Annotated in this window: 12 protein-coding genes; 6 read left to right on the top strand and 6 right to left on the bottom strand. The window is 69.6% G+C overall.

Going from position 1 to position 13,669, the window contains the following annotated elements:
• Window positions 1-7 precede the first annotated feature (7 nt).
• Both SPI01S_RS09780 and SPI01S_RS09775 read right to left on the bottom strand, forming a co-directional pair.
• On the bottom strand, window positions 8-1,678 hold the full coding sequence (locus tag SPI01S_RS09780) for a DUF1800 domain-containing protein (RefSeq protein ID WP_084253368.1): 1,671 nt from the start codon (window positions 1,676-1,678) through the stop codon (window positions 8-10).
• A gap of 115 nt (window positions 1,679-1,793) precedes the next feature.
• Window positions 1,794-2,189 carry a TlpA family protein disulfide reductase gene (locus SPI01S_RS09775; protein WP_157084626.1) on the bottom strand — a complete coding sequence of 132 codons (396 nt, stop codon included), beginning with the start codon at window positions 2,187-2,189 and terminating at the stop codon, window positions 1,794-1,796.
• Between the two features lie 107 nt (window positions 2,190-2,296).
• Between SPI01S_RS09775 and SPI01S_RS09770 the strand changes: the two genes are divergently transcribed.
• A complete protein-coding gene (locus tag SPI01S_RS09770) occupies window positions 2,297-4,279 on the top strand; it encodes an energy transducer TonB (RefSeq protein WP_084253367.1) in 1,983 nt (660 codons plus the stop codon).
• Window positions 4,280-4,294: 15 nt separating this feature from the next.
• On the opposite strand, the gene SPI01S_RS09765 is transcribed toward SPI01S_RS09770, so the two are convergent.
• On the bottom strand, window positions 4,295-5,275 hold the full coding sequence (locus SPI01S_RS09765; RefSeq protein ID WP_066721648.1) for an SDR family oxidoreductase: 981 nt from the start codon (window positions 5,273-5,275) through the stop codon (window positions 4,295-4,297).
• Between the two features lie 89 nt (window positions 5,276-5,364).
• On the opposite strand from SPI01S_RS09765, the gene SPI01S_RS09760 reads away from it, so the two are divergent.
• Entirely contained in the window at window positions 5,365-6,462 is a 1,098-nt protein-coding gene (locus SPI01S_RS09760; RefSeq protein ID WP_066721646.1) for a lactonase family protein, read from the top strand.
• Here the strand turns inward: SPI01S_RS09760 and SPI01S_RS09755 are convergent.
• The gene (locus SPI01S_RS09755) at window positions 6,433-7,929 is read right to left on the bottom strand and encodes a DUF4403 family protein (RefSeq protein ID WP_066721767.1); all 1,497 of its coding nucleotides are present in this window, start codon (window positions 7,927-7,929) and stop codon (window positions 6,433-6,435) included. The two genes, SPI01S_RS09760 and SPI01S_RS09755, sit on opposite strands and share 30 nt — an antisense overlap.
• A 95-nt stretch (window positions 7,930-8,024) precedes the next feature.
• Entirely contained in the window at window positions 8,025-8,576 is a 552-nt protein-coding gene (locus SPI01S_RS09750) for a hemerythrin domain-containing protein (RefSeq protein ID WP_066721644.1), read from the bottom strand.
• A 188-nt stretch (window positions 8,577-8,764) separates the two neighbouring features.
• Between SPI01S_RS09750 and SPI01S_RS09745 the strand changes: the two genes are divergently transcribed.
• From SPI01S_RS09745 to SPI01S_RS09730, 4 genes are read left to right on the top strand one after another with little or no spacing between them, the layout of a single operon-like run.
• A complete protein-coding gene (locus SPI01S_RS09745) occupies window positions 8,765-9,676 on the top strand; it encodes an ABC transporter ATP-binding protein (protein ID WP_066721642.1) in 912 nt (303 codons plus the stop codon).
• Window positions 9,673-10,425, top strand: coding sequence for an ABC transporter permease (locus SPI01S_RS09740; protein ID WP_066721640.1), 753 nt, complete (start codon window positions 9,673-9,675; stop codon window positions 10,423-10,425). Before SPI01S_RS09745 ends, SPI01S_RS09740 begins: the two co-directional genes overlap by 4 nt.
• The gene (locus SPI01S_RS09735; RefSeq protein ID WP_245653540.1) at window positions 10,422-11,522 is read left to right on the top strand and encodes a sensor histidine kinase; all 1,101 of its coding nucleotides are present in this window, start codon (window positions 10,422-10,424) and stop codon (window positions 11,520-11,522) included. Before SPI01S_RS09740 ends, SPI01S_RS09735 begins: the two co-directional genes overlap by 4 nt.
• Complete coding sequence (locus SPI01S_RS09730) at window positions 11,519-12,124, top strand: response regulator transcription factor (RefSeq protein WP_066721635.1); 606 nt, start codon at window positions 11,519-11,521, stop codon at window positions 12,122-12,124. Before SPI01S_RS09735 ends, SPI01S_RS09730 begins: the two co-directional genes overlap by 4 nt.
• Here SPI01S_RS09730 and SPI01S_RS09725 read toward each other — a convergent pair.
• The gene (locus SPI01S_RS09725; protein WP_066721765.1) at window positions 12,121-13,551 is read right to left on the bottom strand and encodes a carboxylesterase/lipase family protein; all 1,431 of its coding nucleotides are present in this window, start codon (window positions 13,549-13,551) and stop codon (window positions 12,121-12,123) included. The two genes, SPI01S_RS09730 and SPI01S_RS09725, sit on opposite strands and share 4 nt — an antisense overlap.
• Between the last annotated feature and the right edge of the window lie 118 nt (window positions 13,552-13,669).

Below are 13,669 nucleotides of genomic sequence, written 5' to 3'. Positions count from 1 at the left end.
GAATTCCTCAGCGATCGACCAGGAACATCGGGCTGGTGGCCGCGACGTAGAGCATCATCTGCGCCCGTTTCCGGGCCTGCAGCTTGGGATCGGCATTGGCGACCGCGGTACCCGCCGCCTTCAGCGCATCGCGCTGCGCCTTGGTCAGGCCCTTGGCGAACAGGAGCAGGTCGATGCGATCGACCATCCCGTCGACATTGTCGCCGAACGCCTCCCAATCGGCCCAGACCGGTGCGGTGCCCGAGGTGCCGGGGAGCGTCGTCACCGCGGCATATTCGCTGCGGGTCGCGTCGCCGCTCACCGTCCAGTCATAGACCAGATTGTGCAGCCGCAGCTGGTTGGCGCTCGTCAGCAGCTTGGAGGCGGGGCTGCGCAGCGTGGCGTTTCCGGGCAGCGGGAAATCGTCCGGGTAGAAGTTGAACACCGAGGGCGCCCGCATCACCGGCTGGCCGAAGGTGCCGTCGCGTGCCTGGAAGACATAGCCGTCGGTGGTGAAGCCGATCGCACGCGCCAGGCTGGTCATCGCCAGCACCGGCTCCTTCAGCTTGCCGGCATTCGTTCCCTGCGGCGCTCGCGCCTCGGCATCGGTGAGGATCGCGCGGACCACCGCCTTCAGGTCACCGCGCACGCCGCTGCCGTTGTTGGCGAACACGGCGGCGACGCGGCCGATATAGGCGGGCGAGGGATTGGGGGTGACGAGATGGGTGATCAGGTGCCGCGCGACGAAGGGCGCCGTGGAGGCGTTGTTGAACGCGGCATCGACGACTGCGGCGACGCTCGCCTGCTGCGACGCGCCCGCCGCGACTACGGTGCCCAGGAACCGCTTCTCGGCACTGTCGTACCGGGTCGGAGTGACGATCATCGGCTGGCCATAGGCGATGGCCATGCCGTCGGTCGCGGCTGCGCTGCCGACGCGCGCATAGGTCCAGCCGGTCAGCGCGCGCGCGATCTCGCGGATGTCGTCGGCGGTATAGTTGGGAATCGGGCCACCGCTTGCGTCGCGCTGGATGCTGCCATCCATGCCCAGCTTGTCCGGACCCATGGTGAAGAGCTGGAGGAACTCGCGGGCATAATTCTCGGAAGGGGCGCCCTTCCGGCTGTCCGCCATGTCGAGATAGTCGCCCATATAGGCGTTCAGCGTCACCGCCAGCAGCAGCTCGCGGTAGCTGCCGAAGGCATGGGTGAGGAACAGCTGGTTGAACGCCGCGATACCGGCCGTCGAGCGCACGGCGGCTTCGGAAGCGACGATCATCTGCGACAGGGCGAAGGCGACCCGCTGGCGCAGCTGGTCCGGCGCGGCGACCGCATCGGCATAAAAGCGCATCGCTGCCGGCGTGCGGGTGAAGCGCTGCGTCGAGCAGGCGGTATCGCCAGCCGCGCAGGAATCGGCGCGGACGTCCACGGCGAGATCGGCATAGGTGCTGCCGGTTGCGGCGAACTGTTCGTCAAGCCAGCCGTTCACCCCGAGGCTACGGATGCGGTCGACCAGCGCGACGGTGGGGCCGAAGCTCGCCTGCTGGGCGAGCCGGACCGAATCGTCGAGCGCGGTGCCGGCGGCAGGCAGCGGCGCGGGGATCGCCGGGGTTGCTACCAGGCCGCCCGCGGATCCACCGCCGCCACCACCGCCGCCGTCACAGGCCGCGAGCAGGGCCAATGCCAGGGCGGATCCTGCCGCCATGGCTCGTTTCGTTACGCTTGACACGCCCCGCGCTCCTTTGATCGCGTCCTGGGAATGTCTTGGTTATTAGGGGGATAAGGTTAAGCGCCGGCTCGCACTTATGGTTAGCGAAGCGTTACCGGCGGCAGGCGGAGACCATCGCGGCGGCCTTGGCCGCGTCCAGCGCCTCGGCATGCGCGGCGCAGATGCGCGCGTCGCGATCGATCACCAGGCTGAACGGCAGGCCGGCGCTGCGCCGCTCCACCTCCGCTGCAAGGCTACGCTGGGTCGCGCGGTCGGGCTGCCAGCGTTGCGCTGCCGGAACGGCGTTCAGCATCGCCCGAGTCGCCCGGCTGTCGTCGAACGGCACGACGAGGATGCGGTACGGCTGGGCGCCGCGCCCGATCTCGGAAAGCTGGGCCAGTTCGCCATGGCAGGGCGCGCACCAGGACGCGACGAACAGCAGGATCGTCTCCGGCGGCAGGTGCGCGGAATCTGCCGACTGTGCCCGTGCTTCGCCCAGGAACAACAAGATACAGAGAATTCCGCAGAAACTTCGTGCCAAGGCAAGCATCGCGCTCGACTTCCTTATCGGAGCATGATTTGAAAGGGCGTCCTTTGGGGGGAGGGGGTAGCATAATGTCTTCGATGATTCTCGCGTTACTGTTGGCTGGTGCCCAGCAGGCCGCGCCGCAACAGACGGCCCCGAAACCGGCGACGGGCACGCCGACCCTGCAGCAGCTCTTCGACCAGGCGACCAAGGCCGCCGCCGATGGGCAGTGCGAAGCCGCGGTGCAGGCATTCGAGCAGATCGAGAAGAATGCCAAGGTGATGGCGGATGCGACCGTCCGCGCGGCCGTCGACGTACGCAAGGGCTATTGCCTTGCGCAGCTGGAGCGGAGCGAGGAAGGGCAGGCGGCAATCCGCCGTGGCCTGCCCGTCCTCGCCGCCAAGGGCCGCGGCTTCGCCGATGAGGTCCAGCAGGCGCATCTGGCGCTCGGCAAGTTCGCGATGCTGGACTTCGACTATGCGACGGCCATCGCAGAATATCGCTTGGCGCTGGAGGGCACGACCGGAAGCGACCGCATCAGGCCGCTGATGGCGCTCAGCCAGGTGGCGATGTTCGATCAGGACGGCGAGGGGGTCCGCTACGCCGCCGAGGCGTACCGCATCGCGTCCGCCGATCCCGGGTTCGACAAGAGGGCGAAGGCGGTGGCGCAGACCCAATATGCCCGCGCCCTGCTCAACGCGGGTCGTGCGCCGGAAGCCTATGCCGAGCTGAAGGACAGCCTTCGCAAGCAGGGCGGGCTGACCTTGAAGGTAGGCGTCGCCGATGTCACGACCCGCTCGGACCTCGCGATTGCCGCCTGGCTCAACAACGACAAGGACAAGGCCTTCGAATATCTCGCCTATACCGGCGCTGGGCATTTCGAGAAGTCGCCGTTCGAGCGCGCGCGCGACATGAGCCTGCCGCCCTGTGGCGAAGCGACCGGCCTGAAGCCCGGAGACATCGCGATCGTCCAGTTCTCGCTTGCCGAGGACGGCCATGTCGAGGGCGTTCTGCCGATCTATGCGCCGGCAGGGCGCAACGCTGCCATCGCCTTCGCCCGCGAGGTGGCCGGTTGGTCGTGGACGCCCGAGGACGTCCGCAACATTCCCCCGCTGTTCCGCTACACGACGCGCGTCGAACTGCGCTGCACCACCGGTGCGGAGCGTCCTGCGCTGACCCTGCCGCTCGCCACCGCCACCGCAGATTGGCTGCAGGGCAAGGGCGTCGTCGATGCCGGGTGGCAGGCGATGCCCGATGCGAAGGCCGCGCCGCTCCAGCGTGCGGCACTGGCGGCTGCCCGGTCGAAAAAGGATTCCGCGGCGATGTTCGCCGCCGCTGTCGGGCTGGGCGGCAACAGCGTCGCTGCCGAGGGGGAGCGCAAGGCGCTGATCGCCGAGGCGGTGCAGCTGGGCGATACGCTGGCCGCGCCGGCGCCCGTCCGGGCCTATGCCGCGATCATGAAGGCACGGACAGAGCGTACGACGCGGGGCGCCGGCGCGTTGCGCGCCTTGCTTGCCCGCCCGGATTTCCAGACCGATCCGCTGGTCTCCGCAACGCTGCGCCTGCTGATCGCCATGCCGGGCTATCGTGCAGGCGGCCCTTCCGACGCGGATGGGCTGCTGTCTGCGGTGGTGGAGACGCCGGGCCTGCCCGAACGGCACCCGCTGAAGGTGGCGGCGTGGCTGCAGCGCGCCAATCTCGCTGCGTCGAAGAACGACCTCGATGCCGCGCGGCATGCGTTCGAGCAGACGGGCCTGACCAGCCGCCAGTGCGCCCTGCTCGGCCTGAAGCCTGCGGTGCGGAGTACCGGCGACCTCAGCAACGCCTTTCCGCAATCGGCGCAGCGGCTCGGCTTCGAAGGCTGGGTGCGCACCGAATTCGACGTGACGACGGACGGCAAGACGATCGCGCCGCGTGTCGTGAGTGCCTATCCGGCCTTCGTGTTCGACAGTGCGGCGGAAGCGACAGCGAAGGGGTTCCGCTATACCAGCAGCTACCGGCCGGAGGACGGGGTGGCCTGCACCGCTCAGGGCGCGCCGATCTCCTTCCACCTTGGACGCCCCGGCCGGTAAGCGGTAGCCGGCGCGTCACACCGCGCCGGTACCGCCATTCGCGCCGAACACGCTCCCGTCGGTATAGCTGAATTCGTTCGATGCGAGCGCGACATAGAGCGGTGCCAACTCGGCCGGCTGGCCCGCGCGGCCGAGCGGCGTATCCTGGCCGAACTTGCCCATCTCGCCGGGCAGCTGGCCGCCGGCGACCTGCAGCGGCGTCCAGATCGGCCCCGGCGCCACGGCGTTGACGCGGATGCCCTGCTTGGCGAGCTGTTTGGCCAGCCCCTTGGTGAAGATCGCGATGCCGCCCTTGGTGGTGGCATAGTCGAGCAGTTCCTTCTCCGGCGCGAACGAATTGACCGACGCGGTGTTGATGATCGCCGAGCCCGGCTTCATCAGCGGGATCGCGGTCTTGGTGATCCAGAACATCGCATAGAGATTGGTCTTCAGCGTGCGATCGAACTGTTCGAAACTGATCTCGGCGATCGATGCCTTCGACTGCTGGTAGGCGGCATTGTTGACCAGGATGTCAAGCCCGCCCAGCTGCCGATGCGCGCGGCTCACCAGATCCACGCAGAAGCCCTGATCGGTCAGGTCGCCCGGCAGCAGCACCACCTTGCGCCCTTCGGCGCGGAGCAGCTTGGCGACATCCTGCGCATCCGGCTCCTCGCTCGGGAAATAGTTGATCGCGACGTCCGCGCCTTCGCGCGCGAACGCGATCACGGCGGCGCGGCCGATTCCGGAATCGCCGCCGGTCACCAGCGCCTTGCGCCCTGCGAGCTTGCCCGATCCGCGATAGCTGCGCTCGCCGCAATCGGGCACGGGGTTCATCTCGCGCTGGAGCGCCGGCCATTTCTGGCGCTGCTCGGGGAAGGGCTTGTCGGTATATTTGGTCTGCGGATCGGGGGCCGGGACGTTGCTCGCGGCTTGCGCGAAGGCGGGTCCGGCGGCAGTAGCGGCGCCGGCGGCAGCGGCACCTTTCAGAAGATCGCGGCGGCTCGGTACGTCGGTCATGGCGCTGCTCCCTGTTGCTCGGGGTTCAGCGCGCGAGGCCGGCGAAGGTTCAGCGTTGACGGCAAGAAACCGAAAGGCTTCAATAGGATATGACTATTTCCGCATTCCCGCTGACGCGCCGCGCGCTGGTCGGCTCCGCCGTGGCGCTGGGCGCCTGCCCGACCACGCTGCTCGCCCGCACGACCGGCGGCCTGATCGCCGGCACCTATGCGAACGAGGGCGGCCCCGGCCTGGTGCCGCTGGCGCGCGGGGCGCAGGGCTGGCACGCGGGCACGCCGGTGGCGGCGATCCGCAACGCTTCGTTCGGCGTCCGCTCGGCCGCGACCGGCATGCGCTATCTTCTCGACGAGCAGACCCAGGGCATGGTCGGCGTCTATACCGCCGGACTGGCGAAGATCGCCGGAGCATCGACGCTCGGCGCGGACCCGTGCCATGCCGCGCTCTCGGCGGATGGCCGCCGACTGGCGGTCGCCAATTATTCGAGCGGCAGCGTCGCGCTGTTCACGCTCGACCGGGCCGGTCGTCCGGTCGGCGAGGCACGCGCCATCCAGCATGAAGGCAGCGGCCCCAATCGCGAGCGCCAGGCCGGTCCACACGCGCATTGGGTAGGCTTCTCAGCCGGTGGCGCGCAGCTGCATTCGGTCGATCTCGGCGCGGACGCGGTGTTCCTCCACCGGCTGGGCACCGGCGGTGCGGTCGACACCAGCATCGCCTATCGTACCGAGGCGGGCGCCGGCCCGCGCCACCTCGCCCGTCATCCCAATCTGCCGATCGCGTATCTCGTCACCGAGCTTGCCAACACGGTGACGGTGCTGCGCGCACATCCCGACGGCCGGTTCACCGCGCTGGCGACACTGTCGACGCTGCCCAACGGCTTTACCGGCGCATCGGCCGGCGCGCATATCGCGGTCAACGCGGCCGGCACGCGGCTCTACATCTCCAATCGCGGGCATGACAGCATCGCAGTGTTCGCGATTGCGCGCGACGGCCGGCTGACCCCGCTCCAGCATGCTGCTTGCGGCGGGCATTGGCCGCGGCTGTTCCTGCTGCGCGAAGGCGATCGCGAGATGCTGGTCGCGAACGAGCGTTCGGGCAACATCGCCCGGCTGGCGATCGGCGCCGATGGAAAGCTCGGCCCCGCTGCCAAGGGCATCGCACTACCGGGCGTGGTCTTCCTTTCCGCCTGAGCCCGGGCGCGCCAGCCGCACCGTCGCGGTGCCTTCCGCCCATACCGGCAGATACAGCCCCTGGCCCGAGGCCTGGAGCGTGCCGGTGCGGGTGCGCGCCATCCGCGCGTCGATGCGCAGCACGCCTTCGCGCCGGCTGGCGATCGCGCGGCTGACCTTGCCGAGCAGCTCGGCATAGTCGCGCTCGAAATTCTGGGTCAGCGCGGCGGCGATGAAGCTGCTCATCCCCGGCGCGTTCATCAGCTGGAGGATGAGGTCGCCGCCGGTCATGTCGGTGGTGCCGCTGACGCCCAGATTCTGGAAGTCGACCCGGCGCGAATTGGGCAGGTTGACCGGGGTGGCGGTGAGCCACACCGTGCCGCGGGTCCGTCCGATCCGCCCGGCCACGTCCTCCGCCGCGAACAGCAGGCCGACCGCCATCCGGCCGCCCTTGGTGCCGTAGATCGTCGCCTTTTCGAACTGCGCGCGCACCGGACCGACGCCGGGCACGTCGAATGGCCGCGCCTGACGCTTGACCAGCGCCTTCATCAGCACCGGCTCCAGCTCGCGATAATCGGCGATCACCGGGAGGAACAGCGCGACCTTGCCGATCTCCCCCTGCAGCGGCTGCATCGGCGGCAGCGGGGTGGGGGCAGGATCGGCCGGCTTCTGGCCGACAAAGGTTTCCGTCGTCGCCTGCATGCCCAGGCGCAGCTCCAGCCGCTTGCCGGTAATCGCATAGCCGCCATAGCGCAGCTGCTTCGGCGTCACCCGCATCCACACCGGCGGGTTCTCGCGGTTGAGCGACAGGGTGGTGAAGGCCGAGCGCCAGGCATCGTCGATCTTCTGGCGCACGCCCAGCTTCGCCAGTTCGCGCGGCAGCTCGCGCTCCAGCTTGGCGATGACCGGCGCCAGCTTCTGATCGGCCTTGTCGGTGAATTCGATGCGCTGGCCGAGGATGTCGACATGCGGCACATTCGCCCAGTCATAGTCGATGTTGATCGTGCCGCGCGGGTTCCAGTCGGGGCCGAGCGAGAGGCGGATCACCGCATGCGCCGTGGCATCCGCGGTCGCGGTCTCGCGCTTGAGGATGCCGCCGATATCCTCCGCGCGAACGACGGCGTGAAGCGGCATCGCCAGCCGGATCACCTGGCCCTCGCCGCCGATCGTCATGCGGCCACGCGTGACCTCGCCGACAATGCGGCACTTGATCGTCGGCGTCTTGACCTTGGCGATGCCCAGATCGATCTTCTTGGGCTGCACGCAGGGTTGATCCGGCTTGTCGATGTCCCACAGGCGGCGTGGCACTGCCCGTTCCAGGGTCGCGGCCAGATCGTCGAGATTGGCTTCCAGCGGCAGGGTTAGGGTGGAGAGCTCGGGCTCGACCTCGATCCGGTCCTTCGCATGCGACGGGGCGCCGCCGCCGCGATTTCCCGAACAGCCGGCCAGCGCGAGCAGCACCATAGCCGAGGTCCACCGCCCGCGCATTCGATTCCCCTTGTTGCCGATCCGGAACAAGGGAGGAGAACCGCCGGGACCGACAAGCGTTCCGGAGGCGGTATGGGCCGCCTCCGTCGCATCCGTCAGCGGGCGAAGAGCTGGTTTTCCCGCCCCATGTACCGCGCATATTCCTCGGCATAGCGCGCCGTCACGCGCTGCTGATCGGCAGGGCCCGCGGACTCCGCCAGCTTCGGATACCAGGTGCCTTCTTCCGAATAGACATGGTGGAGCACGGCGCCGCGGATATGCTCGAGCTTGTCGTGATAATCCTGGCTGGCAGGATCGAGCCGTTCGAGCAGGCCCAGTTCCATCTTCGCGGCGGACTGTTCCTGATAGGCGAGCTCGGCATGGCCGACTTGGTGATCGGCGGCGAGTGCGGGGTAGACCGATACTTCCTCGGCGATCGAATGGGCGGTGAGCAGCAGCCCCAGCCGCTTCTGCTCGGCCATGCGCTCGGAGGGCGCGGCGGCGCGTAGCCGTTCGAACTGCGCCTCGATCTCGCGGTGATGGCCGAGGATCTGCGACAGCCAGTCGCCGGGCCGTGCCAGCGCCTCGGCCTTGGCGGTCGCCTCGCGGCGATCCTGTTCGCTTTCGGGCGGCGTGATGGCGGCGATCGCCTGGTCCAGAATCGACATGGGGGCAGCTCCGTCTTGGTGGCAGTCGAAGCCTAAGCGGTTGTGAATTGGCCATGTTCCTGTTGCGAGTGACAATCATCCGGCCCGCTTCCCCTGTGCGATGACATGGCCGGGAGGTGACATCTGTCACTGCCGGGCGGACGGTGCGTGCGGCAGGATCGGCGCATTCTGAAAAGGGGTTTCGAGGGATGACCGACGATCTTGCCGCGGTGGCGCGGCTATCCGGCGTATCGAAGCGGCTCGGCGGCCGCGCCGTGCTCGACGGGCTGGACCTGGGCATTCGCGCCGGGGAAGTGACCGCACTGCTCGGGCCGAACGGCGCGGGCAAGACGACCTCGGTCGCGCTGCTCACCGGGCGGCTCGCGCCGGACGCGGGCACCGCACAGCTGTTCGGGCTGGACCCGCGCCGCCCGGCGGCCCGCCGCCGGCTCGGCGTGATGCTGCAGAGCGCGGGCTTGCCCGACGTTCTGACCATTCGCGAGCTGGTGGCGCTGCATTCCGGCTATTATCCCGATCCGCGCCCCCTCGACGAGGTGATGATGCTGGCCGGCATCGCCGACCTGGCCGATCGCCGCTGCGGCGCGCTCTCGGGCGGGCAGGCGCGGCGGGTGCAATATGCGCTGGCGATCTGCGGCCGCGCCGACCTGCTCGTGCTCGACGAGCCGACCGCGGCAATGGACCGCGGCTCGGCGCGGACGCTGTGGGGCACGGTACGTGCCCTCGCCGACGACGGTGCCGCGGTGCTGCTGACCAGCCACGACCTGGCCGAGGCCGATGCGCTGGCGGATCGGGTGTTGGTGATGGACGCGGGCCGGATCGTCGCGGACGACACGCCCGCCGCGCTGCGGGCGCGGGCAGGCGGATCGGTGATCCGCTGCCGCACCGCGCTCGAACCCGCGGTCGCCGCGCTGCTCCCGGCGGCGCGCGAGGCGGTGATGGAGGGCGCGGACCTGCGCATCCTCACCGGCGATGCCGCGGGAACCGTGGCCGCGCTGCTGGTCGCCGACCCTGCGCTGTCCGCACTGCGCATCGCCGATGCCACGCTCGAAGACGCCATCGCGACGCTGCTCGCGCCCGCGCAGGAAAGGATCGCCGCATGACCGCACTCGCTCTTCCGACCGGCGTCTGGCGCCGCGAGGCGCTGACCGAAGTGAAGCGCAGCCTGCGCCTGCCGCAGTTCCTGCTGCCCACGGTGTTGACCCCGGCGGGCTTCTACGGCCTGTTCACCCTGGCCCTGCCGCACGATCCCGCGCCCGGCTTCGCTGCTGCGACGCTGGCCGGCTATGGTGTGTTTGCGGCAACCGGCCCCGCGCTGTTCGGCTTCGGCGCGGGTGTGGCGGTGGAACGTGAACAGGGACTGATCGAGCTCAAGCGCGTCTCGCCCATGCCCGCGGGCGCCTATGTCGGGGCCAAGCTGGCGGCGGCGGTGACCACCACCGCGCTGGCGCTGGTGCTGATCGATGCGCTGTCGATCGTCGCGGGCGTACGCCTGGCGCCAGCCACCTGGGCGCTGCTGACACTCCTGCACCTCGCTTCCGCCATTCCCTTCGCGCTGATCGGCTTCGGCATGGGCATGCGGATGAGCGCCAAGGGCGCCGTCGCCGTCGCCAACGCGCTGTTCCTCGGCTGCTCGGTGCTGGGCGGGCTGTGGATCCCGAGCCGGTTGCTGCCCGGCTGGATGCAGATGATCGGCGCGTGGACACCGTCCTACCATCTCGGCCAGCTCGCGCGCGTTATCGTCGGCGCAGACACCATCGGCAGTCCCTGGATGCACGCCGCAGCCATAATCGCGATGACGGTGGCCGGGGCCGCCTGGGCCTGGACCGGCTGGCGGCGGAGCCCGGCTTGACCGCGCACCCCGTCCTCCGCGAGGCTGGCACCATGCAGACCGAGACGTCCTATCAGCGGTTGCGGGGGAATGGCTGGCCCTGGCTCGCCTATCTGATCTTCGTGCCCTTCCCCTGGCTCTGGGCCAAGCCGGACGCCACCACCATTTTCGTGGCGGCGGTGGCGGTCGGGCTGTTCCTGCCGCTCTATTTGGCCTCGATCCGCGTTCCCGACCGGGCGATCATTCCCATCGCGCTGGCGATGCTGGCGCTCGGCATCGCGGTCGCGGGGCTGCCGCTGGGCTGGACGACCTTCTGCATCTATGCGGGGGTGACGGTCGCCCGGCTGCGGTCTCGCCGGCATGCGGGGATCGGCATCGCCGCCATCGCTGTAGCCACCGCCGTAACCGGCCTTGCCTGGCACCAGCCGATCCTGTGGTTCGCGCCAGGGGTGCTGTTCGTGGTGATGAGCGGCGTCGCCACCATGTCGAGCTTCGCCTTTTACGAGCGCACCCAGGCGCTGCTCGCCAGCCAGGAGGAGGTACGCCGCCTTGCCGGTACCGCCGAGCGCGAGCGGATCACCCGCGACCTGCACGACGTGGTCGGCCGCACGCTGACGCTGGTTGCACTCAAGGCGGATCTGGCGGGCAAGCTGATCGACCTCGATACCGGGCAAGCCAAGGCTGAGCTTGCGGCGATTGCCGAGGCGGCGCGCTCGGGTCTCGCAGAGGTGCGCGCCGCGCTGGCGGGGCAGATGGGCGGCACCCTCGCGCACGAAACCTCGGCGTCGCTCGCGGCGCTGGAGACTGCGGGTATCGAACCGATCGTCACCGGCGACCCCGGCGCGGTCCCCGCCGACGCCGGCGCGGTGCTGGCGATGACGCTGCGCGAGGCGGTGACCAACGTGATCCGCCATGCCGGCGCGCGGCGCTGCGCGATCGGCTTCGAGGCGGGCCCCGGCGACGCGCGGCTGGTGGTGGAGGACGACGGCGTCGGTCTCTCCTTCCGAGAGGGCAACGGCTTGCGCGGCATGCGCCAGCGGCTGGTCGCGGCGGGCGGACGGCTGGAACTACAGGCGCTCCAGCCCGGCACGCGGCTGGAAGCGAGCGTGCCGGCATGATCCGCATCGTCATCGCCGAGGACCAGGGGCTCGTGCTCGGCGCGATCGCCGCGCTCCTCGCGCTCGAAGCCGACTTCGCGATCGTCGGCCGGGCGGGCGACGGCGACGCGGCGCTCGACCTGGTCCGCACGCTCACGCCGGACATCCTGCTCACCGATATCGAGATGCCCGGGCGCACCGGGCTCGACTGTGCCCAGATCCTTGCCACGGAAAGGGCGCGTACCGCCGTGATGATCGTCACCACCTTCGCGCGGCCCGGCTACCTCGCCCGCGCCCGCGCGGCCGGGGTGCGCGGCTATCTGCTCAAGGACGCGCCGGTCGACACGCTGGTCGCCGCGATCCGGACCGTAGCGGCGGGCGGGCGGGTGATCCCGCCCGAACTCGCCGCCGCGGCCTGGGAGGCAGGGAGCGACCCACTCACCGATCGCGAGCGCGACGCGCTGCGGCTCGCCGAGGAAGGGCTGTCGAACAAGGATATCGCCCGCCGGCTGGGCCTCTCGCCGGGGACGGTCCGCAACTACCTCTCCGAAGCGGCGGGCAAGCTCGGTGCGGCCAACCGCATCGAGGCTGGCCGCACCGCGCGCGCGAATGGCTGGCTTTAAGGCTTCGCCGCCGCCGCGTCGATCTCCGCACCCCAGGGATCGCGCCCCGCGACCGCCTTGCCGTCGGCCGCGAAGTCGAGGATGGTATCGTCCTTCGTCGTGAAGCGCGGCCAGGCCGGCAGCCCGGCGCCATTCGGATCGCCCTTCCTGGCGAAGTTCACCAGATAGGCGCTGATCGTCTTGCCGACCTGCACGTCCTTCGGCGTCGTCGCCGGGCCATATTTGATCGCGGCATTGTCGAAGAAGAACGGGATGTCGGTGGCATGGCCGGCGCCCGGCTTGCCGACCGAATCCGCGACGTAGGAAAAGCGATACTCCCACACCGGCACCTTCTGCGCGGCGATGCGGGCGCTGGCCTCGCGGGCGCCGGCAATCATGAAGCCGGTCTTGCCGCCCATGTCCGCGCTGGTCGCGCCGATCAGCATCGGCACATGCGCGAAGGCGCCACCGGCATAGGCCTTTTCCTGATCGACCAGCAGCGTGCCGTCCAGCATCGGCCCGCCATAGGTACGCGGGCCAGGCTTGGGCTGGAACAGCTCGATCATGCTCAGGCCGTCGGTCACTTCCTCTGCGCTCAGCGCGCGCAGCTTCTCCAGCGCGTCGGGCGCGGCGGGATCGATGCCGTGCGCGCGGGCGAGGTTCTCGCCGATCGCCTCGGCATCCTTGAGCGTCGCGCTCTTCGCGGTCTGGGCGTTGCCGCCGGACATCACCACCGCCTTGTGGAACAGCCCGCGCGCCAGCGGCGAGGTGACCAGCGTGTGCACCGACATGCCGCCGGCGCTTTCGCCGATGATCGTGACGTTGGACGGATCGCCGCCGAACGCGGCGATGTTCTGCTGCACCCATTTCAGCGCGGCGATCTGGTCCATGAAATTGTAGTTGCCGAGCAGCCCGTCGGGGTTCGCGCGGCTGAGCTGGGGCAGCGCGAAGCTGCCGAAGCGCCCGACGCGGTAGTTGAAGCTGACGAACAGCACGCCCTGCTTCGCCATCGCCGCGCCGGCATAGGTGGGCGGCGACGAACCGCCGTTCACGAAGCCGCCGCCATAGATCCACACCATCACCGGCAGCTTGGCCTTCGCCGCCACAGGCTTCCAGACGTTGAGATAGAGGCAGTCCTCGGCCGGGGCGGTGCCCAGCGGCGCCGCGTCGCTCGGGAACGGCTTCTGCATGCAGTCATGGCTGTATTCGGTGGCGGGGCGGATGCCGCTCCACGCCGCCACGGGCTGCGGCGCGCGCCAGCGCAAGCGGCCCAGCGGCGGCGCGGCGAAGGGAATGCCCTTCCAGCTTGCGACGCCGCCCTCGACCGCGCCCTGCACCTTGCCGCTCTGCGTCGCTACCACCGGCCCCCCGGCCTGCGCCACTGCCGCCCCACCCGGAAGCGCAGACGCCAACGCGCCGCAGATCAACGCTGCTCTCCAAGCCTTCATGCGCACCTCTCCCATGCGGACTGTTTGCCCTTGCTAACCGGAATCCCGCCCGATTTCCGCAGAAACTTGACCCCGGGCCCAATGCTCGGACAAACTTTGTAACTGGGAGGCAAGCGAT

Origin of the sequence: Sphingomonas pituitosa NBRC 102491, assembly GCF_001598435.1 — a bacterium.
Classification (GTDB): Bacteria; Pseudomonadota; Alphaproteobacteria; order Sphingomonadales; family Sphingomonadaceae; genus Sphingomonas; species Sphingomonas pituitosa.
The sequence above is the reverse complement of the archived record's forward strand: the minus strand, read 5'-3'. Positions and strand labels throughout refer to the sequence as shown.

Bases quoted from the DNA above. Each gene is read 5' to 3' on its own strand.
- SPI01S_RS09760 (WP_066721646.1), top strand. From the start codon at position 5,365: ATGACTATTTCCGCATTCCCGCTGACGCGCCGCGCGCTGGTCGGCTCC.
- SPI01S_RS09770 (WP_084253367.1), top strand. From the start codon at position 2,297: ATGTCTTCGATGATTCTCGCGTTACTGTTGGCTGGTGCCCAGCAGGCC.
- SPI01S_RS09745 (WP_066721642.1), top strand. From the start codon at position 8,765: ATGACCGACGATCTTGCCGCGGTGGCGCGGCTATCCGGCGTATCGAAG.
- SPI01S_RS09750 (WP_066721644.1), bottom strand. From the start codon at position 8,576: ATGTCGATTCTGGACCAGGCGATCGCCGCCATCACGCCGCCCGAAAGC.
- SPI01S_RS09765 (WP_066721648.1), bottom strand. From the start codon at position 5,275: ATGACCGACGTACCGAGCCGCCGCGATCTTCTGAAAGGTGCCGCTGCC.
- SPI01S_RS09740 (WP_066721640.1), top strand. From the start codon at position 9,673: ATGACCGCACTCGCTCTTCCGACCGGCGTCTGGCGCCGCGAGGCGCTG.
- SPI01S_RS09780 (WP_084253368.1), bottom strand. From the start codon at position 1,678: ATGGCGGCAGGATCCGCCCTGGCATTGGCCCTGCTCGCGGCCTGTGAC.
- SPI01S_RS09755 (WP_066721767.1), bottom strand. From the start codon at position 7,929: ATGCGCGGGCGGTGGACCTCGGCTATGGTGCTGCTCGCGCTGGCCGGC.
- SPI01S_RS09730 (WP_066721635.1), top strand. From the start codon at position 11,519: ATGATCCGCATCGTCATCGCCGAGGACCAGGGGCTCGTGCTCGGCGCG.
- SPI01S_RS09725 (WP_066721765.1), bottom strand. From the start codon at position 13,551: ATGAAGGCTTGGAGAGCAGCGTTGATCTGCGGCGCGTTGGCGTCTGCG.